At 33.9% G+C, this 26,146-nt stretch carries 24 protein-coding genes; 17 read left to right on the forward strand and 7 right to left on the reverse strand.

The genetic code is table 11. From position 1 onward, the window contains the following. Window positions 1–30: 30 nt before the first annotated feature. Window positions 31–849, reverse strand: a complete 819-nt coding sequence (locus tag MUA21_RS10575) for an SDR family oxidoreductase (protein WP_064209297.1) — start codon at window positions 847–849, stop codon at window positions 31–33. Between the two features lie 193 nt (window positions 850–1,042). Between MUA21_RS10575 and MUA21_RS10580 the strand changes: the two genes are divergently transcribed. The 14 genes from MUA21_RS10580 (at window position 1,043) to hisIE (ending at window position 15,800) form a co-directional block, all read left to right on the forward strand. Next, entirely contained in the window at window positions 1,043–2,584 is a 1,542-nt protein-coding gene (locus MUA21_RS10580; protein ID WP_262561233.1) for an AbgT family transporter, read from the forward strand. 162 nt (window positions 2,585–2,746) lie between these two features. Further along, entirely contained in the window at window positions 2,747–4,276 is a 1,530-nt protein-coding gene (gene ppx, locus MUA21_RS10585; protein ID WP_262562256.1) for an exopolyphosphatase, read from the forward strand. Window positions 4,277–4,343: 67 nt separating this feature from the next. Further along, window positions 4,344–6,503, forward strand: coding sequence for an RNA degradosome polyphosphate kinase (locus MUA21_RS10590; protein WP_107525173.1), 2,160 nt, complete (start codon window positions 4,344–4,346; stop codon window positions 6,501–6,503). Further along, entirely contained in the window at window positions 6,500–7,012 is a 513-nt protein-coding gene (locus tag MUA21_RS10595; RefSeq protein ID WP_262561234.1) for a leucine-rich repeat protein, read from the forward strand. Before MUA21_RS10590 ends, MUA21_RS10595 begins: the two co-directional genes overlap by 4 nt. 189 nt (window positions 7,013–7,201) lie before the next feature. Beyond that, on the forward strand, window positions 7,202–8,500 hold the full coding sequence (gene dsdA / locus MUA21_RS10600; RefSeq protein WP_107525175.1) for a D-serine ammonia-lyase: 1,299 nt from the start codon (window positions 7,202–7,204) through the stop codon (window positions 8,498–8,500). Window positions 8,501–8,891: 391 nt separating this feature from the next. After that, the gene (locus tag MUA21_RS10605) at window positions 8,892–9,707 is read left to right on the forward strand and encodes an ATP phosphoribosyltransferase regulatory subunit (RefSeq protein ID WP_046206802.1); all 816 of its coding nucleotides are present in this window, start codon (window positions 8,892–8,894) and stop codon (window positions 9,705–9,707) included. A 16-nt stretch (window positions 9,708–9,723) separates the two neighbouring features. Then, window positions 9,724–10,341, forward strand: a complete 618-nt coding sequence (gene hisG, locus MUA21_RS10610; RefSeq protein ID WP_019470094.1) for an ATP phosphoribosyltransferase — start codon at window positions 9,724–9,726, stop codon at window positions 10,339–10,341. Next, window positions 10,331–11,593 (forward strand): histidinol dehydrogenase, encoded by a 1,263-nt coding sequence (gene hisD / locus MUA21_RS10615; protein WP_262562257.1) that lies wholly within the window; start codon window positions 10,331–10,333, stop codon window positions 11,591–11,593. The genes hisG and hisD overlap by 11 nt, the downstream gene beginning before the upstream one ends. Further along, on the forward strand, window positions 11,586–12,581 hold the full coding sequence (locus MUA21_RS10620) for a pyridoxal phosphate-dependent aminotransferase (RefSeq protein ID WP_262561235.1): 996 nt from the start codon (window positions 11,586–11,588) through the stop codon (window positions 12,579–12,581). The genes hisD and MUA21_RS10620 overlap by 8 nt, the downstream gene beginning before the upstream one ends. After that, window positions 12,568–13,146 (forward strand): imidazoleglycerol-phosphate dehydratase HisB, encoded by a 579-nt coding sequence (hisB, locus tag MUA21_RS10625; protein ID WP_262561236.1) that lies wholly within the window; start codon window positions 12,568–12,570, stop codon window positions 13,144–13,146. Before MUA21_RS10620 ends, hisB begins: the two co-directional genes overlap by 14 nt. Beyond that, window positions 13,143–13,715 carry an imidazole glycerol phosphate synthase subunit HisH gene (hisH, locus tag MUA21_RS10630; protein ID WP_262561237.1) on the forward strand — a complete coding sequence of 191 codons (573 nt, stop codon included), beginning with the start codon at window positions 13,143–13,145 and terminating at the stop codon, window positions 13,713–13,715. The genes hisB and hisH overlap by 4 nt, the downstream gene beginning before the upstream one ends. After that, complete coding sequence (gene hisA / locus MUA21_RS10635) at window positions 13,715–14,419, forward strand: 1-(5-phosphoribosyl)-5-((5-phosphoribosylamino)methylideneamino)imidazole-4-carboxamide isomerase (RefSeq protein ID WP_107525180.1); 705 nt, start codon at window positions 13,715–13,717, stop codon at window positions 14,417–14,419. The genes hisH and hisA overlap by 1 nt, the downstream gene beginning before the upstream one ends. Then, window positions 14,416–15,174 carry an imidazole glycerol phosphate synthase subunit HisF gene (hisF, locus tag MUA21_RS10640; protein WP_107525181.1) on the forward strand — a complete coding sequence of 253 codons (759 nt, stop codon included), beginning with the start codon at window positions 14,416–14,418 and terminating at the stop codon, window positions 15,172–15,174. Before hisA ends, hisF begins: the two co-directional genes overlap by 4 nt. Next, window positions 15,171–15,800 carry a bifunctional phosphoribosyl-AMP cyclohydrolase/phosphoribosyl-ATP diphosphatase HisIE gene (gene hisIE / locus MUA21_RS10645; protein WP_019470087.1) on the forward strand — a complete coding sequence of 210 codons (630 nt, stop codon included), beginning with the start codon at window positions 15,171–15,173 and terminating at the stop codon, window positions 15,798–15,800. Before hisF ends, hisIE begins: the two co-directional genes overlap by 4 nt. Before the next feature lie 119 nt (window positions 15,801–15,919). Here hisIE and MUA21_RS10650 read toward each other — a convergent pair whose 3' ends face one another. Together MUA21_RS10650 and MUA21_RS10655 are read right to left on the reverse strand one after the other, a co-directional pair. Beyond that, window positions 15,920–16,420 carry a GNAT family N-acetyltransferase gene (locus MUA21_RS10650; RefSeq protein ID WP_107525182.1) on the reverse strand — a complete coding sequence of 167 codons (501 nt, stop codon included), beginning with the start codon at window positions 16,418–16,420 and terminating at the stop codon, window positions 15,920–15,922. 73 nt (window positions 16,421–16,493) lie between these two features. Further along, a complete protein-coding gene (locus MUA21_RS10655; protein WP_019470085.1) occupies window positions 16,494–17,201 on the reverse strand; it encodes an SDR family oxidoreductase in 708 nt (235 codons plus the stop codon). 189 nt (window positions 17,202–17,390) lie between these two features. Here MUA21_RS10655 and MUA21_RS10660 point away from each other — a divergent pair, with 189 nt between their 5' ends. Continuing rightward, the gene (locus MUA21_RS10660; RefSeq protein ID WP_019470084.1) at window positions 17,391–17,660 is read left to right on the forward strand and encodes a DUF1413 domain-containing protein; all 270 of its coding nucleotides are present in this window, start codon (window positions 17,391–17,393) and stop codon (window positions 17,658–17,660) included. A gap of 181 nt (window positions 17,661–17,841) precedes the next feature. On the opposite strand, the gene MUA21_RS10665 is transcribed toward MUA21_RS10660, so the two are convergent. Both MUA21_RS10665 and MUA21_RS10670 read right to left on the reverse strand, forming a co-directional pair. Next, complete coding sequence (locus tag MUA21_RS10665; RefSeq protein WP_019470083.1) at window positions 17,842–18,033, reverse strand: hypothetical protein; 192 nt, start codon at window positions 18,031–18,033, stop codon at window positions 17,842–17,844. 316 nt (window positions 18,034–18,349) lie between these two features. Continuing rightward, a complete protein-coding gene (locus tag MUA21_RS10670; protein WP_262561238.1) occupies window positions 18,350–18,991 on the reverse strand; it encodes a beta/alpha barrel domain-containing protein in 642 nt (213 codons plus the stop codon). Between the two features lie 474 nt (window positions 18,992–19,465). Here MUA21_RS10670 and MUA21_RS10675 point away from each other — a divergent pair, with 474 nt between their 5' ends. Together MUA21_RS10675 and MUA21_RS10680 are read left to right on the forward strand one after the other, a co-directional pair. Then, complete coding sequence (locus MUA21_RS10675; RefSeq protein ID WP_064209288.1) at window positions 19,466–20,311, forward strand: HAD hydrolase-like protein; 846 nt, start codon at window positions 19,466–19,468, stop codon at window positions 20,309–20,311. A 4-nt stretch (window positions 20,312–20,315) separates the two neighbouring features. Then, the gene (locus tag MUA21_RS10680) at window positions 20,316–22,040 is read left to right on the forward strand and encodes a glycoside hydrolase family 3 protein (RefSeq protein WP_064209287.1); all 1,725 of its coding nucleotides are present in this window, start codon (window positions 20,316–20,318) and stop codon (window positions 22,038–22,040) included. 399 nt (window positions 22,041–22,439) lie between these two features. Here MUA21_RS10680 and uidA read toward each other — a convergent pair whose 3' ends face one another. Both uidA and MUA21_RS10690 read right to left on the reverse strand, forming a co-directional pair. Beyond that, window positions 22,440–24,233, reverse strand: a complete 1,794-nt coding sequence (gene uidA / locus MUA21_RS10685) for a beta-glucuronidase (protein ID WP_262561239.1) — start codon at window positions 24,231–24,233, stop codon at window positions 22,440–22,442. Between the two features lie 36 nt (window positions 24,234–24,269). Then, complete coding sequence (locus MUA21_RS10690; RefSeq protein WP_046206794.1) at window positions 24,270–25,673, reverse strand: MFS transporter; 1,404 nt, start codon at window positions 25,671–25,673, stop codon at window positions 24,270–24,272. Between the last annotated feature and the right edge of the window lie 473 nt (window positions 25,674–26,146).

The raw sequence follows: 26,146 nt of genomic DNA on the forward strand, positions 1-26,146 counted from the left end.
AAACTCAAATAATATCACTTTCACTCTAAATTATTCTGTAGAATCTTTCCAACGCGCATCACTCAACATTTCTCCTGGCCAAGTATATGCCGTCACACCACCATCAATTGTAATGGTTTCACCAGTTATAAAAGAACTGTCATCAGAAGCCAAGAAAGCAATGAGTTTACCTACTTCATCAGGTGTGCCCAAACGACCTAAAGGCGTAACCCACTTCTGATTTTCTCTAAATATTTTTCCTTGTTCATCTTCTTTAGTACCTGTTAATTTATCTACAAGTGGTGTTTCTATCGTACCTGGTGCGACTGCATTCGCTCTAATATGCTCACGTCCATATTCTATCGCTGTTGATCGAGTGAAATTGATGATACCTGCTTTTGCAGCATTATATGCTGAACGATTTAAATCTGCAGCATTTCCAGAAAATGACGCCATATTGATGATAGAGCCACCATTTGACATCATTAGTGGTAAAAAGAATTTAGTCATCAAAAATGTACCTCTTAAATCAACATTCATAATTCTATCAAACACATCGATTGGAAATTCATGAATACGTCCAGCGGCATTATCAATACCAGCATTATTACATAAAATATCAATATGATTATAATCTTCTTTAATAGATTGCGCAAGCCGTTCTACTGCATGTGCATCTGATACATCTACATTATATCCTGAAGCTTTATTACCGCCCTGGTTAATTACTTTTACTGTATCATGTACAGATGCAGAAATATCAATCGCTAAAACATGTGCCCCTTCTTTTGCCAATATTTGTGCAGAAGCAGATCCTATGCCAGTACTAGCGCCTGTTACCACAGCAATCTTATTTTCTAATCGTCTCATCTATGAACTTCCCCTTTCATTTCCCTACTGTTCAATATTAATTTATCTGTAATACATTTCCTTTTTAAATCAATTTTAAAACCTTTGTATAAAGCATTCATAGATGCCTTTTGCTTGGAAACATAAAATTTATCATACTCATTTCAAAATGAGTTTGTTATAATTTCGATAACTTATTGGGGAGGTAATAATAATGGGGTCAAATACCAGAGAAAAATCGACAATTATAAATAAATTTCTAAATATTGTAGAAAAAATTGGTAATAGATTACCTGATCCAAGTATATTGTTTTTTCTAATGTGTCTTGGGCTCGCAATCATTACATGGGTTGTTTCACTTTTTCATGTCACAGTAAAACATCCTGGAACAGGTAATACCATTGGCATCAAAAATATTTTAAGCAAAGATGGTATTGCTATGATTTTGAATGATGCGATCAAAAACTTTTCTGAGTTCCCTGCACTCGGTTTAGTATTATCAGTGATGCTTGGGGTAGGTATTGCTGAGAAAACAGGTTATTTTGATAAATTAATGGTACAAATTGTTCATAAAGCACCCAAGCAAATCATCGTGCCTGTAATAATACTTATAGGTATTATTGGCAATTCTGCAGGAGATGCTGCAACGATTGTTTTACCACCGTTAACAGCGATGGTCTTCATAAAATTAGGCTATCACCCTATTGCCGGGTTAGCGATGGCTTACGCATCAGCACTTGGTGGTTTTTCTGCGAATGTCATGATAGGAATGTCAGATGCATTGCTTTATGCCTTTACAGAACCAGCAACAAAGATTGTTTCTGATAAAATTGCAGTTAATGTAGCGATGAATTGGTACTTTATTGCAGCTAGTGTCGTTGTATTATTGCCAACAATTTATTGGGTTACAATGCGTTTTGTCATCCCCCGTTTAGGCTCATATGACGATACACAGTCTAATATTAAAGTGGATGATACTAATCAAGGATTAACACTTAAAGAAAGTAAGGCTGTGTTTTGGGCAAATATAAGCTTTTTCACTACACTTATTTTACTTATCATTATAGCAATACCACAAAATAGTTTCTTACGTAATGCCAAAACTGGCAGTTTATTGAATGATTCTCCTATTATTAATGGGGTTGGTTTAATTATTTTACTTATTTTTTTGGTGCCTGGTTTGGTGTACGGCATGTTAATGAAGGAATTTAAAAATTCTAAAGATTTAGGTAAAATGCTTGCTGATTCTATGGCTTCTATGGGGTCTTTTATTGTTATTGTCTTTTTTGCAGCACAATTACTGGCATTTTTAGAATGGAGTAATTTAGGTGTGATTGTAGCAGTACAAGGTGCTGAAGTACTTCAAGATCAAAACGGTATCGTCCTTATTTTAGAAGTGATTTTTTTAGGTGCGCTCATTAACTTATTAATCGGTAGTGCATCTGCTAAATGGGGAATTCTTGCTCCAATATTTATTCCAATGCTGATAATTGTAGGATTTCATCCTGCATTCACACAAATGTTGTATAGAATTGGAGATTCAATTAGTAACCCAATTACGCCAATGATGCCTTATTTGCCATTACTTTTATCTTATGCTCAAAAATATGATAAACACATGAAATTAGGCTCACTGTTATCTAGTTTAATGCCTTATACCATTATTCTAAGTATTGTATGGCCTATATTCATGATTATATGGTACTTACTTGGCTGGCCATTAGGCCCTGGAGGCCCTTTACACATCAATGAATAAGTCAAAAACAATATTAAATTTCAAACTATATAAAAATCATTACCGTGAATTGAACAATATTCAATTGATGTATCACAAATCATGCTATTTATTGTAATATTAAAGAGAAAAGTGGGTAAATAAATTTATAAACAACTATTTACCTCATATATACAGGAGGAGATTATGGAACGCATAGGATTAGTAGACATCGGATCAAATACAATAAGGTTAGTTATTTTTGAGTTCGATACTAAAACAGGATTAAATGAAATTTTAAATATTAAAACGCCCGCACGCTTAAGTCAATATTTAACCGATGATTTAAAGATGAACCAAGATGGTATCGATGTGTTGACAACAACATTACACAGCTTTAAAAGCGTCGCTAATAAATTTGAAGTAAACGAATTACATCCTGTTGCGACAGCTGCTATTAGACAATCTACCAATCAAAAAGAAATCATCAAACACATTAAAAGCGAACTTGACATCAACATCAAAATTATTCCTGATCAAGACGAAGCTTTTTATGGTTTTTATGCCATCACTCATACTACAGATGTAGAAGATGGTGTTTCTATCGATATTGGTGGTGGGTCTACAGAAGTCACTTTATTCAAAGATAAAACGATCATTGAAGCGCATAGTTTCCCATTTGGCGTTGTAACATTAAAACGAAAATTCTTCGAAGATAAAGATCATAATGATAAATCTGCAATTAAAGCAATGGAAAAATTTATAGCTAAGCAATTCGAACATCTACCATGGTTACAAGACCAAAACATCGCTCTAGTCGGTATTGGTGGATCAGCTCGTAACGTAGCACGCATTCATCAGTCAGAACATTCTTATCCCATTGGTGGTGTTCATAACTACTCAATGACTGAAGAAGATATGAATGAGGTATATAAAATAATTAAAAAGAGTTCACGTGATGACTTAAAAGATATTGATGGATTAAGCAGAGACCGTATAGACATCATATTACCAGCAGTATCCGTATTCAAAACTTTATTCGAACAAATCAATGCAACCCACTTCACTTTCTCACGTAAAGGGCTACGTGAGGGCTATATAATGAAGTTGATATCCGAACGTCACCCACAAGAATTTAAAAAAGAAAATATTAGAAAAGACGCATTATATCATTTAGCTAATGAATATAGCATCGAAGAATCTAGTGCAAAACAACGCGTTAAATTGGCTCAATCATTGTTATCACAACTGATTGACTTAGATAAAATTCAAGTTACTAAAAAAGAGCAAGAACTTTTTGCGGAAGGTGCATATTTATATTATTTAGGAAGATTTATTGACGCAGATTCTAGTTCACCGCATACGTATTATATTATAGCGAATTCAATGATTGATGGTTTTCCACATGAAGATCGCGTCAAACTTGCAATGTTAGCAAGCTTTAAAAATAAATCTCTTTTAAAATTTTATAGCCAAGAAACCGCATGGCTACGTGGCAAAGAGTTGGATCATATTCAATTTTTAGGCGGTATTATTAAATTTGTAAATGCCCTAAATATATCACATACTAGCCCAGTGGAGCGTGTGGCATTACAAGAAGAAGATGGTGCTTATACTTTGTATGTCCGTTATATTGGTGAACCGATTGCTGAAGAGTATCAATCACTTAGACAAAAAAAGCATATCGAGAAAATTTTAAAAGAAAATCTTTCTATCATCTTTACAAAATCTTAAAATTCATATGATAAATTGTACGTAGCAAAATATGTTAACAAGACTACAATAAGGTGGAATTAGAATTATGCAAAAGAAATTGGGAGAGAGAGATTTAAATTTACCACAATATTATAATAATAGAGAGCTCAGTTGGTTAGATTTTAATTATCGCGTATTACAAGAAGCTGAAGATAAAAACAATCCTTTATTGGAACAATTAAAATTTATTTCTATATTTAGCTCTAACTTGGATGAATTCTTTATGGTGCGTGTGGCCGGATTACAAGATCAAGTTAAAATGGGCTATGATAAACCTGAGAACAAAGCACAACTCACACCTAAAGAACAACTTGAGCAAATAAAAATAAAAAATAAAAAATATGTAGATTTACAGTATGCACGTTATAACGAATTAGTAGAACTGTTAAAACAACATCGTGTGGAAGTAACAAAACCTGAATCTTTACCAGAGTCTTTATTACCACAGTTAGAACGTGAATTTAAAACAGGTATCTTACCTACATTAACACCATTAGGTATCGATGCTTATCATCCTTTCCCAAAATTAAACAATAAAAGCTTGAATATATTTGTAGATATTGATACCGATGATGCAATTAATTCGGCTATTGTACAAATACCATCATTAATTCCAAGATTTTATACATTAAATCAAGGTCAAACTCAATACGTTGTAATGTTAGAAGATATTATCACTTATTATATTAATGAGTTATTCACTGGCTATGAAGTGTTAAATACCTTCACCTTTAGAATTACACGTAATGCCGATCTAACCATCCATGAAGATGGTGCCGAAGATTTGTTAATTGAAATAGAACGCTTCTTAAAAGAGCGTAAACGCGGAACAGCAGTACGTTTAGAGATAGACGGAAGACAAGCAACTTATGAAGACGTTGTTTGGATTATCAATCAGTTGGAAGTTCATGATAATGATGTCTATTTTGTAGACGGTCCATTAGATTTAACACTGCTTTTCGATCTTGTAGACCATTTATCTAATAGTTTAAAACATTTAACATATAATAAATATCTACCACAACCACCTCAATCTTTGGGTAATGAAGACATTTTTGATTTATCATTAAAACGTGATATTTTCTTTCATCATCCCTATGAATCCTTTGAACCAATTGTAGATTTCATTCGTGATGCTGCAAATGATCCGAACACGATTGCTATTAAACAAACATTATATCGTGTAAGTAAAGATTCACCAATCATTAATAGTTTGAAAACAGCTGCAGAAAATGGTAAACAAGTAACTGTGCTCGTTGAATTAAAAGCACGTTTTGATGAAGAAAATAATGTTCACTGGGCAAGAATGTTAGAAGATGCAGGCTGTCATGTTATTTATGGTATGACATATTTGAAAACGCATAGTAAAATTTCGCTTGTGGTCAAACGCAACAATAACAAACTCACATCTTTCGTACATTTAGGTACTGGAAACTACAACGATAAAACAGCTAAGCTCTATACAGATATGGGCATTATCACAACAAATCAAGAAATAGCAGAAGATGCTATTAACTTCTTTAACTACCTCAGTGGATATACATTGAAACCAGAATATAATAAACTCATTGTAGCTCCATACGACATTCGTGATGTATTCTTAGCTCGAATAGACAAAGAAATCAAATCACATCGTGAAAACGGTAATGGAAAAATTATGATGAAGATGAATTCATTAACAGATAAAGATATTATTCTTAAATTATTTGAAGCTTCTCGTGCTGGTGTCAAAGTTAAATTAATTATTCGCGGTATTTGTTGTTTAAAACCAGGCATCCCAGATGTCAGCGATAATATTGAAGTAGTAAGTATCGTTGGTCGTTTCCTTGAACACTCTCGTATCTATTACTTCCATAATAACGGTGATGAAAAAATTTACCTCTCTTCAGCGGATGCAATGACACGTAATATGATTAAGCGTGTAGAAATATTGTTCCCTGTCGAAGATAAAAACATTGCTAAACGCTTATTAGATTATATGAATTTACAATTGTCAGATAACCAAAAAGGTCGATATCAGGACGAACAAGGTTATTATCATTATATTCATAATAATTTATCACCATTAAATTCACAGGCTTATTTAATGAAAGAAGCGATGACATTTGGCCAAAAATTAAAAGAAGCTTCTACCCTACCACAAGAAGTTCCTATACAACATAAAAATCGATGGTTTTCTAAACTAAAAGATACGTTTAAACGATGATAAAGAACCACTTCCCAACTTGTTGGGTTAGTGGTTCTTATGCTTTCGAACGGCAGAGAGAAAGTAAACTTATTCACTTCCCAACTTGTTGGGTTAGTGGTTCTTATGCTTTCGAACGGCAGAGAGAAAGTAAACTTATTCACTTCCCAACTTGTTGGGTTAGTGGTTCTTATGCTTTCGAACGGCAGAGAGAAAGTAAACTTTTTCACTTCCCAACTTGTTGGGTTAGTGGTTCTTATGCTTTCGAACGGCAGAGAGAAAGTAAACTTATTCACTTCCCAACTTGTTGGGTTAGTGGTTCTTATGCTTTCGAACAACAGAGAGAAAGTAAACTTTTCCACTTCCCAACTTGTTGGGTTAGTGGTTCTTATGCTTTCGAACAGCAGAGAGAAAGTAAACTTTTTCACTTCCCAACTTGTTGGGTTAGTGGTTCTTATGCTTTCGAACAGCAGAGAGAAAGTAAACTTTTTCACTTCCCAACTTGTTGGGTTAGTGGTTCTTATGCATGAGCTAAAGCTCAGGTAACCCTTATTGCGAAATCATCTTTATCGGTTTCGTATGATATCCTCTTATTAAATAAAAAAATTCATCTCATTCTCAACTTATAGCATTTTGAAATATCAGTTATATAACATCTTATGTATCTAATTTTGCTATAATAAACACTAAATACTATTAACTTTATGAGGTGGTCACTTATGATAAATGTTGAAAAATTAAAAAGTAACTTTCCTTTAGTCAATGACATGCAACAATATAAACCGATATTTTGGAAAAATCCAAATTTTCGTAATGATGAAACATTCCCTTTTTCATTAGATGATATAGAAGATGCTGCAGCAAGGTTAGAACGTTTTAGCAGTTATATACGTAATGTTTTTCCTAAAACTGAAAAAGACCATGGTCTGATTGAATCCCCACTAAAAGCAATCCCTTTTATGCAACAAGCATTAGTTGACTCTGAACACCTTGAGCAAAGTGGTAAATTATGGCTTAAATGCGATAGTCATCTTGCTATTTCAGGCTCTATAAAGGCAAGAGGTGGTATATATGAAGTTTTAAAACTAGCTGAATCTATCGCTATAAAGGAATGTGGTTTAAAATATACAGATGATTATAAAATTTTATCCGAATCAAAATATAAAGCGTGCTTTCGTAAATATACTGTTGCTGTCGGTTCAACTGGTAACCTAGGTTTAAGTATTGGCATCATAAGTGCACAATTAGGCTTTCAAGTTATTGTACATATGTCTAGTGATGCGCGCCAATGGAAAAAGGACTTACTTCGGTCACGCGGTGTGAAAGTTGTTGAACACCAATCTGATTATCAATATGCAGTTGCTGAAGGACGGAAGGCTGCAGAAAACGACTCTACTTGTCATTTCATAGACGATGAAGGTTCTGCTGATCTTTTCTTAGGTTATACAGTTGCTGCTTTACGGTTAAAAACACAACTTAGCAATGAAGGTATACAAGTAGATGCACAACATCCCCTTTTTGTTTATCTGCCTTGTGGTGTTGGTGGAGGTCCAGGTGGTGTTGCCTTTGGATTAAATCAAGTATTTGGCGATCATGTGTATTGTCTTTTTGCTGAACCTACACATGCACCATGCATGACATTAGGAATGATGACACAACTGCACAACCAAATAGCTGTAACAGATATTGGATTAGACGGTCGTACTGATGCAGATGGTCTTGCTGTTGCCAGACCTTCAAAACTCGTTGGTCATATAATGAATTCATTATTATATGGTGCTTTTACTGTAGAAGATCAACAAATGTACCGATATTTATATTTGCTTAGTCAAAAGGAACGTATATTTGTCGAACCCTCTGCAGCATCAGGGTTTGCAGGTTTAAAAGCAGTGTTGAAACATACCGACAAAACTCATTTTAATTTATCTAATGCCAATCATATTGTATGGGCAACTGGTGGTAATATGGTACCTAAGGAAGAAATGTTAAAATATGTGGCTCAAGGCAAACAATCATAAACGTCAACGATTTAAAAACATACCTGACAACAAACATTTAACTTTAAGTATACACCCCACTTTATGTTTTGCTCGATACCTTATCTAAAAAACGCATATATAATAACCTTGCTTCTTTTTCAATGATGGCATTAGGCTTGGTTAAAATTTATAATAAATATAATATGTTCGAAGTGGCATCATCACACTTACTTTCACTCTAAAACCTAAAACAATATTTTAGGTTTTATTTTTTTATATAAATATGATAAAAGCGTCTAAAGTCACGTTGCTAAGAATATTTTCTGAATATTTATTGAATTCTAAAATCAACTGTGTTAAAGTATGTTTTATCAATTCACTTTAGTTCGGTAGAGAAACAAAGTATTTAATAAAGGATGGTCATTATATTATGGATACGAAAGCACTTATTAATAACAAAGAATATGAATTATCATTTTTAAAACATTTTCAACAAGCGGATTTTAAACTTGTTGATTTTAGTTTTATAGAATCATTATCCTGGCAATCACTTACGCCTGATGATTTACAACAAATGACAGAGCGTAGCTTTTGGCAACATGACCATCATATTTTTGCTTTGCGCAATGATTTCACTGACCAATTATTGCGTTACTACAGTAATTATCAACCTGAACAACAACGTTTAGCTTATAGTGGTCCAATCGTCAGAAATAATGAAGTTTACACTCAATTAGGTATAGAACATTACAACCCAACTGTTACAGATATGCAAAACGATTTTAAAACGTTTTATAACTTTATTAAATATACATTGAATGATGATATCGACTTTGTCATTTTAGGACATTATCAATTAATCGATTTATTATTAGCAGCTAGCGAACAAAGCCAATCGATATTAAATCTTATACAAGAGCGAAATATTTCAGAGTTAACTGCACAGTTAGGTCTTGCGCATCCTGTGGTACAGTTGCTCACTACAAAAACAACGGAACAACTTGATTTATTAACACAACTATTTCCGCATGACCATCGCACCATCCAGTCTTTACATCGGTGGGAACAATGGTTTAAATCACAAAATATTACTGAAATTCATCTTGATATAACCCCTAGACCACCACGTTCTTATTACAAAGGATCATTCATGAAATGTCATTTAAAAAATAATAAAACTCAGCGTCTCACTGGTGGGTTTTATAAAGGGAAATTAGAAGGCTTTGGACTAGGTTTTATACTATAAACAAGGAGTGAAAATCATGCTTACTGTCGCATTGGCAAAAGGTAGATTACTTAAAAGTTTTATAAAGTATTTAAATGAAATAAGAGAAACTGAAATAGCATATGCACTTGAACAAAGAGAGCGTCAATTACTTATAACAGTTAATGATATACAATTTATTTTAGTCAAGGGTAGTGATGTACCGATATATGTTGAACAAGGCGTTGCAGATATTGGCATCGTCGGCAGCGATATTTTAGAAGAAGGTAATTATTTTATTAACAACTTACTGGATTTACCTTTTGGCGAATGTCACTTTTCACTTGCTGCTAAACCAGAAGCTTATCAATTTAAAAAAGTAGCTACTTCATATACCCAAACAGCACGTCAATATTTTGAAGCACAAGGTTTAGATGTTGAGCTTGTAAAACTATCAGGTTCAATTGAATTGGCATGTTTGGTAGATATGGTAGATGGCATTGTTGATATTGTTCAAACTGGTACTACTTTAAAATCAAATGGCTTAGTTGAAAAAGAAAAGATTAAAAACATCAATGCTAAACTCATTACAAATAAGGCATCATATTTTAAAAAATCAACTGAAATTGATGATTTAATTAAAACTTTGGAGGTGACGCTCATTGATTACAAATAAAGAAACATTTATGAATAACTACCTGAACCAATCTGAACTAAACGAAGATTTATATCCAATCGTAAAAGAAATTTGTGATCAAGTGAAATTTCGAGGGGACGACGCCTTAAAGGAATACAATCTAAAACTAGACAAAGTAGAAACATCACAATTATCAGTTTCTAAGGAAGACTTATTTACTGCTTATCAACGCATTGACTCATCTATACGGGAAGCTCTTGAACAAAGTCATGACAGAATTAAGGCATATCAAATGTCTATTAAACAAGATCACCAGCAGGATAATTCAGAATGTTACGAAATATATCACCCGTTAGAGCGTGTCGGTGTCTATGTCCCAGGTGGTAAAGCTAGCTATCCCTCCACCGTGTTAATGACTGTAACACTTGCTAAAGTTGCTGGTGTTAAAAATATCGTCGTCGTTACTCCACCACAAATTGAAGGTATACCTGATATTGTACTTGCTGCCTGTTATATTGCTGGTGTTGATCAAGTTTACCAAGTTGGTGGCGCACAAAGTATTGCTGCACTTGCGTATGGTACTGAGACAATTCCTAAAGTGGATAAAATAGTTGGACCTGGAAATCAATATGTTGCCTATGCCAAAAAATATTTATATGGGCAAGTTGGCATTGATCAGATTGCTGGTCCAAGTGAAATTGCACTAATCATTGATCGATCGGCTGACATAAATGCCATTACTTATGATGTATTTGCTCAAGCAGAACATGATGAACTCGCTAGAACATTTGTCATCAGTGAAGATAAAGACCTATTACAACAATTAGAAAATAATATTCAAAAAACTCTAAGACAAATCAAACGGCAACCTATTGTTGAAGCCAGTTTAAAACACAATCACTTCTTAATTTCAGTAGAAAACTTTACTGAAGCTTGCGATTTGATGAATCAAATTGCACCGGAACATGCATCTATACAAACACAATGTCCACATGACTATATCAACCATGTGAAATATGTAGGTGCACTCTTCTTAGGACATTATTCTCCAGAAGTTATCGGAGATTATGTTGCTGGCCCAAGCCATGTACTACCTACAAATCAGACTGCTCGTTTTACCAATGGTCTATCTGTGAATGATTTCTTAACGAGACATTCTGTCATAGATTTATCACAACAAACATTTAAAAACATTGAACAATCCGCACGTAAATTAGCACATATTGAACACTTGTATAATCACGAACAATCCATAGAAATTCGAACAACAAAGGAGCCACAAAATGATTAGAATTAATAAAAATGAAAGTCCACTTAAACCATTATCTAATGAACAACTTGCAAGAATTATTCAACAGGCAGCATTCAACTTTTATCCTGATGATGAGTATGAACGCTTCAAACGAGCTTATGCAGCTTTTCATAATATTTCTCCTGATCAAGTCATAGCAGGTAATGGTTCTGATGAGCTCATTCAAAAATTAATGTTAATCATGCCAGAAGGACCGGCATTGACCTTAGATCCTGACTTTTTCATGTATCAAGCTTATGCCAATCAGGTAGCTCGACCTATTGAATTTGTACCAGCAAATTCGGATTTAACATTTGATTTAGAAATGATTTTAAAACGAATTGATGAAGTACAGCCTGCATTCTTTATTATGAGTAATCCACATAATCCATCTGGCTTACAATATAGTACGACATTTTTAATGGCTATTGCAGATAAGATGCAATCATTGGGTGGTTACTTTATCATTGATGAAGCTTACTTAGATTTTGGTGAATCTTATGATATTAAGATGCAACCTCATGTAATTCAAATGCGTACGCTCTCGAAAGCGTTTGGTATCGCTGGCTTAAGACTAGGTGTGCTCATCGGTACTAATGATACCATCAAACTCATCCAAAGCATTGAGCATCCGTATCCTTTGAATACAATTACGCTTCGTATCGCGATTTATATGTTTGAAAATCAAACAATGACTCGCGCGTTTATAAAGCAACAACGACAGCTTGCCCGAAAATTAAAAGATATGTTTCATGAACTTGTTGACGATGTCATGGTAGTCTTCCCTTCTGCTACAAATTTCGTATTAACCAAAGGAGAAGCTGCGCAAAGTTTAGGTGCTTATATTAAAGACAATGGATTCCTTCCAAGATTATACGATGAACCAGAAATGTCTGACTATGTACGATATTCTATTGCTACAGATGAACAATTAGATCAATTATTTATACTTATTAAAAATTGGAGGTCGCAATATGATACTAAATAAAACACGTAATACAGCAGAAACACAATTAAGCATTTCTCTGGCTGATGACCACCGTGAAAGTAATATCCATACAGTCGTTGGGTTTTTGGATCATATGTTGACACTCTTTACTTTTCACAGCCAATTATCCTTATCTATAGAAGCAAATGGAGATGTTCAAGTCGATGATCATCATGTGACAGAAGATATTGGTATTGTTCTTGGACAGTTACTGTTGTTGATGGTAAAGGAACGTAAATATTTTCAACGTTACGGGGTTAGTTACATACCCATGGATGAAACACTTGCGCGTACAGTCGTAGATATTAGTGGACGACCTTATTTATCTTTTAATGCTCAATTCAGTAAAGAAAAAGTAGGTACATTTGATACTGAACTCGTTGAGGAATTTTTCAGAGCACTTGTTATCAACTCACGTCTAACAACGCATATTGACTTAATTCGCGGTGGAAACACACACCATGAAATAGAAAGTATATTTAAATCTTTTGCTCGTGCGCTTAAAGATGCATTAGTCTCAAATGACGCTAATATCACTCCTTCTTCTAAGGGTGTGATTGAATGATTGCAGTGATTGACTATGGTTTAGGAAATATTAAAAACATACAACGTGCGCTTAATCGTTTAGGTTTTAATGCAATTTTAACATATCGTGTAGAGGATATTGAGGCAGCAGATACCCTTATATTACCTGGTGTAGGTCATTTTAAAGATGCTATGCAAGCGATTGAAAAACGGGGATTAAAGTCTATTTTACAAAATATATCACATAAACCGATCATCGGTATTTGTCTAGGTATGCAATTGCTTTATGAACACAGCGCAGAAGGTGATGTAGAAGGATTACAACTTTTCCCAGGAAATATCATACCTATTCAAACACCTTATCCGGTACCGCATTTAGGGTGGAATAATTTAATCAGCAATTATACAACATTAACGCAAGATGTATATTTTGTACATTCCTATCAAGCTGAAATGTCAGATCATGTTGTTGCTTATGCAGACTATGGCACGTTGATTCCTGCAATTGTTCAATATAAAAATTTTATAGGTATCCAATTCCATCCTGAAAAAAGTGGTGAAGATGGTTTAGCGATACTTAATCAAGCTCTGAAAGGTGGTTTCTTCTAATGATCAATATTTGGCCAGCTATTGATTTAATTAATGCAACAAGTGTGAGACTGACTGAAGGAAAATATGATTCAGAAGAAAAAATGACGCGCAGTGCCGAAGATAGCGTCGTTTTTTATGACAAGTTCGACTGTGTAGATCGTATTCATATTGTAGATTTAATCGGTGCCAAGCAGCAAACATCTATTGAACAGGACTACATCAAACAATTAAGAAGCCTGACCAATAAACCTATGGAAGTTGGTGGCGGTATACGTAGTTATCAAACACTCAAAGCTTATTTTGCTGACGGTATAGACTATTGTATTATTGGGACAAAAGGCATTCAAGATACTGAATGGTTAGCCAAAATGTCTCATCAATATCCGTACAAACTCTATTTATCAGTAGATGCATATCAGCGCGAAATAAAAATAAACGGCTGGGAACAAGATGCACATCTAGACTTATTCGATTTGGTTCAGCAAATCGAATCGCTACCATTGGGAGGTATCATCTATACGGATATTTCTAAAGATGGTCGCATGACTGGCCCAAACTTTGAAATAACAGCACAGCTTGTCAAAGCAACACAAAAACCTGTCATTGCTTCTGGTGGTATTCGTCATCAACAAGACTTAGAACAATTAGAAAAATTTGGTGTTCATGCAGCAATTGTTGGTAAAGCTGCACACAACCCTGCATTTTGGGAGGGATTATCATGATTAAAAAAAGAATTATCCCCTGCCTAGATGTGAAAGATGGCCGCGTTGTCAAAGGCATACAATTTAAAGGGCTACGTGACCTTGGAAATCCTGTGGATTATGCACTTTATTACAACGAGCAAGGTGCAGATGAATTAGTCTTTTTAGATATCTCTCGAACTGAAGCTGGCCATGGGCTTATGTTAGATGTTATTGAAGAAACTGCTGAAAAACTATTCATTCCACTTACAGTTGGAGGCGGCATTTCCACAATTGATGACATTTCCCAGTTGCTAAATCATGGTGCTGACAAGGTATCTCTAAACTCTAGTGCATTAAAGCACCCTGCTTTTATCCAAGAAGCCAGTGAAAAATTTGGAAGCCAATGTATTTGTATCGCTATAGATAGTAACTTTGATACAGAGTTAAATGATTATTTTTGCTATACACATGGCGGAAAGAAACATACAGATAAACGTGTCTATGACTGGGTTCAAGAAGTGGAGGCGCTTGGCGCTGGCGAATTATTAATAACAAGCATGACACACGATGGGATGAAACAAGGCTTTGATGTTAACCATTTACATGAGATTGAACAACTTGTGCACATCCCTATTATTGCTTCTGGTGGTGGCGGCAATCCAGAGCATTTTGTAGATTTATTCAAACAAACAAATGTCTCGGCAGGATTAGCTGCTAGCATACTGCATGACAAAGAAACCACAGTAAATGAAATTAAACAATCAATGGCTCAAGGAGGTATTCCAATAAGATGACACAACAACCTGATTTTAGTAAAGGGCTTATTCCTGCCATACTACAAGATGTTCAGACAAAACAAGTGCTTATGCTTGGTTATATGAATGAAGATGCATACAACAAAACGTTAGCTGAGGGGAAGGTTTGTTTTTATTCACGTTCTAAAGACCGCTTATGGACCAAAGGAGAAACTTCTGGTCACACCCAAGTCGTTCAAAATGTACACCTAGACTGTGATCAAGACACCTTATTGATAGATGTAATTCCCAATGGACCAACTTGTCATACTGGGAGCCAGAGTTGTTTCAATACAACGGTTCCTTTCTATGTACAACAGCTCGAAGACACTGTATCTTCAAGCGCTAACTCTAATAAAGAAAATTCATACACACAATATTTATTGAATGAAGGTTTAGAAAAAATCACGAAGAAGTTTGGTGAAGAAGCTTTTGAAGTCGTAATCGGTGCTATGAAATCTAATCAAGAAGAAGTAACAAATGAAACTGCTGATTTAATGTATCATCTTTTTGTACTTTTACATGCATTGAACATCAAATTTGAAGATATTGAGAAAACTTTGTCAAAACGTCATCAAGTTTCCAATAACTTTAAAGGAGAAAGATCAGATATAAAAAATTGGTAAATTCGATTTACTGATTGCTTCATGATTTTTCATAATCAGTTAATTTCACTCATATATCAAACTATAGGCTAAAACAGATCATAACTGTTTTAGCCTATAGTTTTGAATTTATTAATTTTTTATACAAATAACACCATCAAATCTTCATCATAATACCGTTTGCCATCATAAAGTGCCTTTGGTTCAGTGCCATATTTCTGAAATCCTAATTTTTCATATAATTTAATAGCACTTTGGTTTTCCGTAAGAACCGATAAACCTATAGTTTTAACCACACCTTGTTCAGTGACAATATCTATCATTTTTTGAATTAGTTGTTGAGTAAATCCTTGTGTTCTATATTGTGGATCACAATATACACCGACTAAATTACCTCTGTGCATCACTTTTTCTAATATTTCTCGATAAAAAGTTGCATAACCGATTAATTTTCCATCGTCAAATACACCCATTGTAAAATGTCTTTCGTTCGACCCTATCCTCTCTTCAAAACGTTCAATTGGTAAATGAAGCTCACGTTGATAAGTTGAAGCAAAACCTGTAGGATCAGTTTGTAGAGACTGTAAGCGCAATGAGCGATATGCTTCTACATCGCTTTTCTTAAGACATCTAAACTCCATGCTCTACCTACTTTCACATTATATTATCACTTTACTATTAACTGACTCAACGTCGTAACATTAAAAATATATATTAGACTGGTCTGACAGTAATTTCATTTACATTTACATGTGAAGGTTGTTGTAATGCATAAACTACCGCTTCAGCAATATCTTTGGGTTCTAGCTTTTTACGTTCTCCCCAATCTGTCTGGCCACTTAAAGGCGTATCTACCATACCTGGCGATATGCTTGTCACTCGAACGCCAGTTTTAGCCAGCTCTTTTTCCAATCCTTGCGTAATCGTGTGCACTGCAGCTTTCGTTGCACTATATATTGTACTCATTTTCGTCACTTCAAAACCTGAGATCGAAGCAATGTTAATAATATGACCACTAGATTGAGCTAAAAATGTTGGTATGACTGCATTAATGCCATATAGTGTCCCTTTCACATTTGTATCAATCATTGATTCCCAAGCCTTTACATTACCGTCCGTTACAGCAGAAGACATCATTTGACCCGCACTATTTACAAGTATATCCAAGCGACCGAATTGTTCTTTTGCATATGCTATTAAACGTTCAACTTCTTGTTGCTGTGTCACATCCACTATTAAATATTCAACCTGTGCATGATGTTCGTTTGAACGAATACGATTCACAACATCTTTCAGCTTTGTTTCATTACGACCAGTTAATAGTAATTGTATACCGTGACTTGATAGCACCTCTGCTATGCTAGCACCAATGCCACTACTAGCACCAGTGATGATTGCAACCTTGTTCTCTAATTTAACCATCGAATCTTCCTTTCATCAAACGTATTTTATATTTTATACCCTGTCCTCAAAGATTGTACCATGTGCCCTCCCCCTTGAAACAATGAGTTAGCTCATAAGCATGTGTACTTGTCATATACACTAAATCATTATAAAGTGGGTATATCATACATAACTCACTTATCTTTTAATAAATTAGGAGGATGATCCATGAACTTCACTGAAAGAATAAAAGAACTAAGAAATAATATTGATAGTACAAGTTTCGACTTTCGTTTTGAACAATTGTTTAATGAAGAAGAGTGGCTTGGACTATCGCTTAACCAGCGCCAGCAATATGAACGTGAATTCAGAAAATATGTCACCCAAAGTAATGTATTGCGTATTTCATATGCTTCACAAGATCACATTCGCATGCGTATGTATAACTCTATTTATAACTATAATGAAATCAAACATAACTTTAAATCTTATGTTTAATCATGATGAGAAAAGCCTACGTTACTGGATGAACAGTAACATAGGCTTTTCCACTTTGTAAGGGCTCTAAATAAATCATGAAAGGTGATACTAGGGAGAATAATATTCATGAAGTTTTACACACAAGATACGATAAAGTATATGTGTATAAACTTCAATGCTACTAGATGAATACAGTGTATTAATTACTTACTAGTAGCTTTTTTTCTAATCCATAGTTGTATAATTTTTCTGCATCAATATAAGCTATATAATCAATACTTCTGTATCCATCTTTAATGTCATTAATAATGCCTTGATTCACACCAGTATGTGTGTATATATCATAACTGCTTTCATTTGAAAAAATGACTTCTTCAATTACTTTTCTCATTTAATAATCACTCCGTATTTTTTCTTTCGTTAGGCATTGTTATCTTCTACACCCTTATCATAATTGATAACGTTAAGAATTTAAAGTGTTTTGTGATTAATTTCACAAAATAATCACTTTTAGTCCTTTTTAATATATTTCACACATTTTTAAATTGACAAATTGTTTAATTTTAAAAAATGATTGATTTTAAAAATACGCATCATAGGTTAACGATAAAATTCCATTTATAGTACTTATTTCGTTAATATTACGCTTAATCACGAAGCGTTAGTTATAGCATTAGATAAATTGCTGTCATATTTTAGCTAATCATTTAGCTCAAACGCACTGAATTTAATTTTTCTACAAATGCATGTGTTTGATGAATAATCATATCTAAGTGGTTTTTTTGTGTCCCTTTAGTTAATGCATTACCAATACCGATAGCATAGGCACCGCTTTTGTACCACTGCTCCATATTTTCTAATGACATACCACCATAAGGTATAATATGTATATTGGGGAAGATTTCACGAATGTTTTTCAAAAAAGGTACACCTAATATATTTGCAGGATACAACTTAATCACTGGTACTTCATACTGTATCGCTTTAGTTACTTCATCTTTCGAACCACATCTTGGCATGTAAGGTGTTTGGTATACATTACAAATATGCGCTATTTGAACGTCTAAATGCGACGTTGCTATATAGCGAGCACCATTTATAATCGCTACACGTGCGGTTACAACATTTTGAACTGAACCTGCACCAATGATAATTGATTTACCAAATTTTTGGGTTAACGCTTTTATGGCCAATTCTGCATAGGGCGTGTTAGATGTTATTTCAATATTTTTCATACCACCCTTAATCATTTTTTCACTTTTCAATATAGCATCATCACAAGTAGATCCCTTAACTACTCCTACCAAGTAGTTTCGGTGTAATTGTTCCAAAGTCAGCAATTTATCCATTAGCGTCTATCCTTTCCAATCCATTTTATTTCATTGTAATTTTTATCTAATTTTCGTCAATCGATGACTACGTAACCCTTTCATAGTAAGATTCATTATATTTTGTTAACAATTCGACCAATCATTAGTATCTATGTAGCATATTGATGTTTTATTTACAAAATGGATGCCTTAGATGACATACATCAAAAATAAAATCTAAGCACCTTTGATCACGTACTTCTCTCAAAACAGCCAATATTTTTATTAATAAAATAACTATTTTAGTAATAAAATGACATAAAACACCTGCTTTGTGATTACACTCACAAAGTTATACGAAATGCGCTAGTTTTTTTCTATTATGAATGCTAACTTTAATATTATAAAGAAAGCGCTTTATTATATTCTTGAGTTTTGCTTACAATAGTATTTTAAAAGTAAGGCAATGGTATATGATAAAGCACATATTTTAACTTGAGAGGAACAGATTAAATGATTGATTCTTTATCACATTACAAACCTAGGTTTAAAAAATTAATTTGCGTTGATTCTGACGGGTGTGCCATCGATTCTATGACTATCAAGCATGAGCGGGCATTTGGTCCAGCTATTGTTGAAGAATGGGATTTAGAAAATATAGAGTCCAAACTATTAAAGCGCTGGAATGATATAAATTTATATGAAATCACTAGAGGTATTAATCGCTTTAAAGGATTAGAACGCATGTTAAGTGAACTTGTTGAACAAGGGATTCATATTGAGGGATACGAGCATATTAAGCAGTGGGTGCAAACAACAGATGCTTTCTCTAATCCAGCACTCGAAAAAGCTATATCAAACAATCCGCAACAAAATGGATTACAAAAAGCATTATCATGGTCCCACCGTGTTAATGCAATTATCAAAACCTTACCAAGTATTGGACCATTTAAAAACGTACAAACGTCTCTACAAAATGCTTCAACTTTTGCTGATATCGCAATTGTGTCATCAGCAAATTTAGCGGCAGTAGAATATGAGTGGGAAACATACAAATTAACAGACTATTTAAGTGGCATGTTCGCACAAGAAGCAGGTACAAAAGAGCACTGTTTAGCGCACTTAAAACAATATTACAACTTAGAAGACATCATCATGTTAGGAGATGCCAAAGGAGACTTAGAAGCAGCAGAATCTCATGGTATGTACTTTTATCCAATACTAGCAGGTCATGAAGATCAATCGTGGCTAGACTTTAACAATAAATATTTAAAATTGTTTAAAGATGGTCATTTCAACCAATATACACATGACACTTTAAAACAAATATTTTTTAATAATTTTGAAGGAGAGAACTAACACTATGGTTAAAGTAGATTTGACAGCATCACCCTATCATTTAAATGACAATCAAATAGCATGGGTAGAAGAAACACTTGGTACATTAACAGACGAAGAAAAAATTGGTCAATTATTTTTTAACTTATTTTCTTTAGAAGGTGGCAAAAAATTTTTTGACGCAGACTTAACTAATAAAGATATACTTGAACGTTATCACATTGGTGGCGCTCGATATGAAGGTGGAAACAAAGAAGAAGTTCAAAACTTACTCAATGATTTACAAAGGCATACGAAAGTTCCAGTGCTTGTAGCAGCAAACTGTGATTCAGGAGGAAATGGTGCATGTAAAGATGGTACATATATCGCAAGTGCTGCTCAATGTGAAGCTGCCCAAGATACAAAAGTTTCATATAATGCTGGTCTCGTTTCAGCACGTGAATCCTCAGCACTTGGTGTACACATTAATTTCGATCCCTGTGTAGACATACTTAAGAATTGGCGCAATACAATCGTTAATACACGTGCATATGGCACAGATGCTGAAACAGTTATTAAATATTCAAGTGCATTTATTGACGGCTTTAATGCTGAACGCGATATGATTACATGTATCAAACACTTCCCTGGAGACGGTACGGAAGAGCGTGACCAGCACTTGGTGCTTGGAGTAAATGAACTATCTACCGAGGAATGGGACGACAGCTTCCGAAAAGTTTATCAACATCACATTGATCGTGGTGTACAGATGATAATGGCAGGTCATATTGCACAACCTGCTTATTCAAAAAAATTAAATCCAAGTCTCGAAGATAAAGACATTTTACCTGCAACTCTTTCTTCTGAACTAATTACTGATTTACTAAAAGATGATATGAAATTTAATGGTTTAGTCGTTACTGATGCTAGCCATATGTTAGGTATGACTGCTTCTATGCGTCGCGAAGATTATGTTCCATTAGCCATTGCAGCTGGTTGTGATATGTTCTTGTTCTTCAATGATTTGGAAGAAGATTACCAATTTATGCTCAATGGTTATAAAAACGGGGTCATCACAGAAGAGAGATTAAATGATGCCGTAAGACGTATCTTAGGTTTAAAAGCACAACTCAATCTTCACATGAAACAAGAAGACGGTTCAATCATTCAACCTCAAGAAGCATTAGATATTATCGGTTGTACAGAACATTTAGAAATGCGCGCAGAAGCAGCTGATTTAGGCATAACACTTGTAAAAAACACTTTAAATCAATTACCTATCCGACCTGAAACACATAAAAATATTATGCTTTATGTGATCGAAGGCGAAAAAGATGGCATCTATAAATCAGCGAATAACGTCACAGATGATATTATAAAAGAACTCGAATCTCGTGGATTTAATGTGACATTAAATGATGGTTCAACACGTATTAAAGGTAAAACATTAGAATATCGTGAAAAAGTAGACGCTGCATTAGTATTTGCAAATATTATCGGCTATGCTGCTGAAAATAACTATCGCATTAAATGGGGTACAGCCATGAGCAATGAAATACCGTGGTATGTACATGAAGTACCAACCGTGTTTATTTCTACCAATTTCACGACTCACTTGCATGATGCAACAATGGTTAAAGCTTATATAAACGCTTATCATTCCAACAGAGAAAATATTAAACAAACCATTGATAAGATTATGGGAGAAAGTGAATTTAAAGGTCAATATAATGACTTAGTATGGACAGAAAAATGGCAAGCAAAATTATAAAAAAGCGAGTTATAATATCATGCTTAGGGTATAATACCTATACTTAAATTAAGGACTAATCTCTCAGATTAAGATGAGATTAGTCCTTTTTATATTGAAATGCTTTCGTATAGGTATGGATAGCTTTAACTAGAGTAAGTTTGTTCGAGCTGTATGCATTCACTTATATCATTATCTACTGCGTCAACACAGTGCCCTTTCGTCTCCTTTTATAACGATCATAAAGCTAAACAACTAATTTATACTAAAACGCACTAAGCATACAAAGTATATTTTATTATATATAATGCCGCTAAATCATATTATTCAATTTGATACCCCCTTTTCTATAAAACCAAAATAACCCTAAAGCTTGTTATAGGCTTCAGGGTGAATATACTTATAATTGTATTTAGTTGTTTATGATTTATAGCCAAAGTTAGGTATGTTTTCCCAACGTTTCTTGAAATAATGTGCAACTGCTTTAGGGCGACGTTCAAGCGTGAATATTCCTTTTTTGTTTCCTTGGACACGGATAATATCTGCAGATGTTTCAAAATCTGCAAAATTCCATGTATGTTCACCAATAAATTGTGGATATTGATCAATGACTTCATGATTTGCTTCATAATAACGAATTTGGTACTCTTCCGTAAATAATTCATCATTTAGTGAATGTAATCCTGCTACTGTGTCCGCACCATATTCTGTAAACATAATTGGCTTATGCGGTTGTTTTTCACTCCAACCATCTAACTCAGTTCTTAAAGCTTCTTTAGCAGCTTCCAAGTCGCCTGTTTGTGTATACCATCCGTAATATCTGTTCAGACATAATACATCTACTAAATCTTGAACTTGGCAATTATCCGGCTGTGACATTAAAATGGTTACGATTGTTACAGGTCTGTTTTGTGGATCGCAAGAACGTGCTAAGTTGACCAAGGGCTCAAAATATTCTTTTGCGCCTTCTTCAGTTGAAGCTGGTTCATTAGCTATTGACCACATTACTACACATGCATGGTTTTTATCTCTATCAATCAAATCTTTGATAACAGATTCGTGTGCTTTTTTCGTTCCAATTTCTTTAAATGTATCTCTTGTAGACACACCATATAATACAGTGCTAAAGTTTAAATGCACGCCGACAGCAGTTGTTTCATCTATGACAACAATACCTTGTTCATCTGCCAATCGCATCATTTCTTCAGAATAAGGATAGTGTGACGTTCTAAATGAGTTACCGCCAATCCATTTAATCAGATTGAAATCCATAACGTTTGTTACTTCATTTAATCCTCGGCCATTATAATAGGTATCTTCATGCTTACCAAATCCTTTAAAATAAAACGGTTGATTATTGATTAAAAATTGCCCCTGTTTTACTTCCACAGATCGTATACCAAAACGCTCAGTATAACTATCTACAGCTTGGTTATTATCTACTAACGTTACTTCTAAATGATATAAGTAAGCATTCAAAGGTTGCCATAAATGCGGCTGTTCAACCTTGATAGAACCCTGTGCACCAGTCGTTTCTGCTACAACCTTTCCCGCTTCATCTATCAATTTAATTAAGATATCATCCACTGGTTCATTGATGGAAACATTATAATTTATTTCTGCCACATCATTTTTAACTTCTGGAACAATTTCAATATCTTTTATAAATGTTTGTGGTGTTGTATAAATTTTAACGGGTCTATGCAAACCAGCATAATTGAAAAAGTCAAAATTAGGTTTATTTCTTTTAATCAAATTACCATCTTTGTCTGTGGTTTCGCTATAATTACCAACAGGTAAAGTCGTTTCGTCTAATATATTATTTACACAAACCGTTAAACGATGTTTTCCTGTAGAGAATTTTTGATTTAATTCCACTTCAAATGGTAAAAATCCTCCTTGATGTGATGTGACTTCTTGACCATCGATATAAACAGTTGCTTTATGTGTAGCTGAACCAAATCTCAACACAATACGTTCATCTGATAGTACATTAGGTATCGTAAACATTCTTTCATACCAAACGTTTCCTACATGATTACGTATGTTTGCAGTTACGCCTTGATCATTATATGAACCAGGTACTGCCATAACTAAATCAGTGTCCAAAGGTTTCGTTACATCTATTTGATCATAGTTCTCTTCTAATTTAAACTGCCAAACACCATTTAAGTCTATGATACTTCTCTGTTCATTTGTTACTGGATATAGCATATAAATGCTCCTCTCATAAAATTAAATACAAAATAGTTATAATTCCTCTCTAAGTGCTAGTTCTTTAACAATTTGTTTATGTTTCTGATCTGTTAATGGGTATGCAATGAAGAAAAGTATCACTGCAACTAAACAAATGACCGCGGGTACCACAAAGAATAATATTTTCAAACCGAATATTGTATCAGGCGTTTGTGCCGCATTAGGTACATAACCAATAATTGTTAATGCCATACCTGGTATAAAACCTGCTAAGCCTTGTGAAATTTTTCTAGTAAAACTATAACTTGCATAAATAATACCTTCAGATCTAAGTCCTGATTGCCATTGTCCGTATTCTACAACATCAGCTATAAACGCCCATGTCACCGTATTTGGAATAACTAAGAATAATTGTGCAATCGTGTTAAATATTAAGAAAAGTACAATTTGCTCTGAAAATAACGAAAAGTTCACAATTTGGAAAATAATAAAACCACTTACGCCTATGACTGCTGTCATTTTTTTACCTACTTTTTTACTTAAGAAAGTAGTTAGGAATAATGCTGGTATTAAAACAATAAAATTCAATGTACTTACAATTCCTATTAAATTATCAAAACCAAGTACATTTTTGTAATAATATAGTTGCGCACCTTGTTGTAAAAATAAAGCAGTAATCGTTAGCAATGTATAAATTGCTAAAATTATAAATGGTCTATTTTTCAGTAAATTAAAAAACGCTTTACGCCCTAAACCTTTTACTTGTGGACGTTCAATTGTATGACGCTCTTTAACCCCCTTATAACACAACATATGTAGTGTCACACCTGCAATTGCAAGTATTCCTACTGCAATCGGATAACCAATCGCATGATTCGGAAATAGACTTACTAACGGAATAATAACAATGCCTGAAATAAACATGGCACCTTGTGACCCTAAATTACGAAACACTGATAATTGTGTTCGATCATCCGCATTAATCGTCATTGAGGCAGACAATGAACCATAAGGTATATTCACGACAGAATAAGCAGCATTGAATAGTAAATATGTTCCAAATGCCCATATAATTTTACCTGTTTCACTGATATCAGGAGAAATAAAAGTTAAAACAGTCAATATTGCTAAAGGAACGCTCCCATATAAAATAAATGGTCTAAATTTTCCTCGTTTTGAAAAATTCTTCTGATTATCGACAAGAGTTCCTACACCCGTGTCTACAAATGCATCGAAAAATTTAGCAACTAAAAATACGAGACCACCAACGGCAGACGGAATTCCCAAAATATCTGTATAAAAAAGCAATAAATAAATTTGCCCCATATCAAACATTAATCCGTTACCTAAATCCCCAAATCCATAAGCTAGTTTTTCTTTGAATTTCAATTTCGGTGATTCAATTTCATTAAATTTTTTCAATTTCTTATTTGCCGGTTTTAATCTGGCTGTAACCATAAGGATTACCTCTTTCCACTATCGAAACAACATTTGTACACCTCATCTTTGCAGTTTCATAGTCTGTTTTATTGAATGTGGCCATCAATCATAACTTCCCCCCATAGAATTGAAAGCGTTTTCTTACGTACATAAAAATTTTTAACCCTCTAGAATAGATTCGCTTATTATTTTCACGTGCATACACCCTTAACACTTTTTGATAGAGCTCTTACTTTTATTATATTTTTATAATGGCAACAGTCAATAAAAAATAACAACGTTGTTAAAAATGTGTCTTACTTATCCATCTATGCTATTTTTTTTCAACTATTGCTAAAGTCTGTAATAACGCCAATCCAAATTGATACTATACTTTATTACATGCAATTGCGCGAAAAATATTAAATTAGCTCTAAGTTTAATGTGAATTAGTGCTATTTTAATTATTTTCAGAGATAATTATGATTTTTTTGATATTTTCCTAATTTTTT

Origin of the sequence: Staphylococcus ureilyticus, from assembly GCF_025558845.1 — a bacterium.
Taxonomy (GTDB): domain Bacteria; phylum Bacillota; class Bacilli; order Staphylococcales; family Staphylococcaceae; genus Staphylococcus; species Staphylococcus ureilyticus.

Excerpts from the sequence above, each read along its gene's own strand:
- MUA21_RS10575 (WP_064209297.1), bottom strand. The coding sequence starts at position 849 with ATGAGACGATTAGAAAATAAGATTGCTGTGGTAACAGGCGCTAGTACT.
- MUA21_RS10580 (WP_262561233.1), top strand. The coding sequence starts at position 1,043 with ATGGGGTCAAATACCAGAGAAAAATCGACAATTATAAATAAATTTCTA.
- MUA21_RS10590 (WP_107525173.1), top strand. The coding sequence starts at position 4,344 with ATGCAAAAGAAATTGGGAGAGAGAGATTTAAATTTACCACAATATTAT.
- MUA21_RS10595 (WP_262561234.1), top strand. The coding sequence starts at position 6,500 with ATGATAAAGAACCACTTCCCAACTTGTTGGGTTAGTGGTTCTTATGCT.
- dsdA (WP_107525175.1), top strand. The coding sequence starts at position 7,202 with ATGATAAATGTTGAAAAATTAAAAAGTAACTTTCCTTTAGTCAATGAC.
- MUA21_RS10605 (WP_046206802.1), top strand. The coding sequence starts at position 8,892 with ATGGATACGAAAGCACTTATTAATAACAAAGAATATGAATTATCATTT.
- hisG (WP_019470094.1), top strand. The coding sequence starts at position 9,724 with ATGCTTACTGTCGCATTGGCAAAAGGTAGATTACTTAAAAGTTTTATA.
- MUA21_RS10620 (WP_262561235.1), top strand. The coding sequence starts at position 11,586 with ATGATTAGAATTAATAAAAATGAAAGTCCACTTAAACCATTATCTAAT.
- hisB (WP_262561236.1), top strand. The coding sequence starts at position 12,568 with ATGATACTAAATAAAACACGTAATACAGCAGAAACACAATTAAGCATT.
- hisH (WP_262561237.1), top strand. The coding sequence starts at position 13,143 with ATGATTGCAGTGATTGACTATGGTTTAGGAAATATTAAAAACATACAA.
- hisA (WP_107525180.1), top strand. The coding sequence starts at position 13,715 with ATGATCAATATTTGGCCAGCTATTGATTTAATTAATGCAACAAGTGTG.
- hisF (WP_107525181.1), top strand. The coding sequence starts at position 14,416 with ATGATTAAAAAAAGAATTATCCCCTGCCTAGATGTGAAAGATGGCCGC.
- hisIE (WP_019470087.1), top strand. The coding sequence starts at position 15,171 with ATGACACAACAACCTGATTTTAGTAAAGGGCTTATTCCTGCCATACTA.
- MUA21_RS10650 (WP_107525182.1), bottom strand. The coding sequence starts at position 16,420 with ATGGAGTTTAGATGTCTTAAGAAAAGCGATGTAGAAGCATATCGCTCA.
- MUA21_RS10655 (WP_019470085.1), bottom strand. The coding sequence starts at position 17,201 with ATGGTTAAATTAGAGAACAAGGTTGCAATCATCACTGGTGCTAGTAGT.
- MUA21_RS10660 (WP_019470084.1), top strand. The coding sequence starts at position 17,391 with ATGAACTTCACTGAAAGAATAAAAGAACTAAGAAATAATATTGATAGT.
- MUA21_RS10665 (WP_019470083.1), bottom strand. The coding sequence starts at position 18,033 with ATGAGAAAAGTAATTGAAGAAGTCATTTTTTCAAATGAAAGCAGTTAT.
- MUA21_RS10670 (WP_262561238.1), bottom strand. The coding sequence starts at position 18,991 with ATGGATAAATTGCTGACTTTGGAACAATTACACCGAAACTACTTGGTA.
- MUA21_RS10675 (WP_064209288.1), top strand. The coding sequence starts at position 19,466 with ATGATTGATTCTTTATCACATTACAAACCTAGGTTTAAAAAATTAATT.
- MUA21_RS10680 (WP_064209287.1), top strand. The coding sequence starts at position 20,316 with ATGGTTAAAGTAGATTTGACAGCATCACCCTATCATTTAAATGACAAT.
- uidA (WP_262561239.1), bottom strand. The coding sequence starts at position 24,233 with ATGCTATATCCAGTAACAAATGAACAGAGAAGTATCATAGACTTAAAT.
- MUA21_RS10690 (WP_046206794.1), bottom strand. The coding sequence starts at position 25,673 with ATGGTTACAGCCAGATTAAAACCGGCAAATAAGAAATTGAAAAAATTT.